General features: G+C 61.4%; 2 protein-coding genes. Both read right to left on the bottom strand.

The features are described from left to right. Positions 1–686: biotin/lipoyl-binding protein (locus EN949_RS35025; protein WP_127371977.1), on the bottom strand; the 686-nt coding region annotated here is incomplete at its 3' end. A 20-nt stretch (positions 687–706) separates the two neighbouring features. Continuing rightward, on the bottom strand, positions 707–1734 hold a 1028-nt coding region (locus EN949_RS35020), incomplete at its 5' end, for a peptidase domain-containing ABC transporter (RefSeq protein WP_164782669.1).

The following is a 1734-nucleotide window of genomic DNA, read 5'->3' as shown; positions in this document are numbered from 1 at the left end:
AGCGTATTGAGGCGGCTGCCCACCTGTCTTGCTTCCAGTTGCTTGCGCATCCGTTCGATCGAAGCCGCGACGGCCAGTCGCTGGCGGTAGCCGTCAGCATCGGACTGGGAACGCGAGATCACGGAACTGAGTTCATCGCTCTGCCGGTCAAAACTCGACAGCTTGGCGTCGTAGACGGCTTTTCGACGATCGAAGATCGATGCCTGCAGGGTCCAACTCGGGTCCAGACCGTCATAGCTGAAGGGCTTTCCGTCGGCTTCCGCTTTCAAACGGGCCACTTCGGCTTCAAGTGTCGAGACCTGTGTCGTCAGCGCAGCAAGGTCAGCGGAGGCGAAGGTCGCGTCGAGGCGTGCAAGCGTTTGACCGGCTCGCACGCGCTGTCCTTCGCGCACCTCGATCGAGCGGACGATCGCCGTCTCGAGCGGCTGCACCAGAATATTCGGCGATTGCGACACCACGAGCCCTCTGGTGGAGACGACCTGATCGACCGGTATGAGCCCTGAGAGCGTTATCAGGGCAACGACCATGCTTGAGATGATCCAGACCATGCCGCGCGCCATTCGTGGGACGGGCGCATTGGCGATGGCCGTCGACGGCCATTGGAATTCCAGGATGACGGGCATCGTCGGATCGCTCGGCTCTGTCCGGCGCCGGACGGGAAGACTGGAATGGGTGATGCTGCTCATGGGCGCCCCGAAGCCGATGCTCACACAAGTCTCGGCGGCACAGCGGCCAGACGAGCTTGGCGATTGTCAAGATGCCGGTTCTGCTGCATCCAAAGCTGGCGGTAGAGCGCGCATCGTTCGAGCAGGGTCGCATGCGGCGCGACATCGAGGACCTGGCCCTGATCCATGACCAGGATCTGGTCGCATTCGGTCAGCGAGGAAAGCCGGTGCGAAACAATAATCATCGTGCGGCCCCTGGCGATGCGCATGAGATTGGCGCTGACCACCGCCTCGCTCTCCGGATCAAGCGCGCTGGTCGCCTCGTCAAGGATCATGACGGTCGGATCGTGGATGAGCGCGCGCGCAATCGCCAGCCGCTGCTTTTGACCACCCGACAGGTTGGGCGAACCTTCCTCAATATAGGTGTCATAGCCGTTGGGCATGCGTTCGATGAATTCTTCGGCGCCGGCAAGGTGAGCGGCTCGCATGGCGTCGGAAAGGGTCAGGCCGGGGCGCCCGGCGATGATGTTGTCTCGAATCGACCCGCGGAAAAGGAAATTGTCCTGGAGGACCACGCCGAGCCCCTGGCGAAGGTGACGCAGGTTGATTTCCTTGAGGTCGACGCCATCCAGCTTGAGAAAACCGCTGTAATCGCGATTGATCCCCTGCAGAAGCCGCGCAATTGTCGATTTCCCCGAACCGCTGCGCCCGACGATGCCGAACATCGTCCCTGCTGGAATGTCGAAGTTGACCCGGTCAAGCGCTGGCGTGTTGGTGCCGATGTAGGTGAAGGTCAGATCACGGAAACTGATCTCGCCAACGAGCTTCGGTCTCAGACCTGTGGAATTCGAACTGCTTTCCAGGGGCCGGTTGAGGACGGATCCTGCCTCGCTGATTGCCGCCCCTACCTCCTCGAAGTCCTCGACCAGTCGAGCAAGACCGACGAGAGGCTGTGCGACGCGTTGGGCGATCATCATGAATGCGAACAAGCTGCCGACCATGTAGCCAGACGTGTCGCTCATCGCGAGATAAGCTCCGATCAGCATGGTGCCGAGGACCATCGCACGCC

Origin of the sequence: Mesorhizobium sp. M7A.F.Ca.US.007.01.2.1 (assembly GCF_003998165.1) — a bacterium.
Taxonomy (GTDB): domain Bacteria; phylum Pseudomonadota; class Alphaproteobacteria; order Rhizobiales; family Rhizobiaceae; genus Mesorhizobium; species Mesorhizobium ciceri.
The sequence above is the reverse complement of the archived record's forward strand: the minus strand, read 5'-3'. Positions and strand labels throughout refer to the sequence as shown.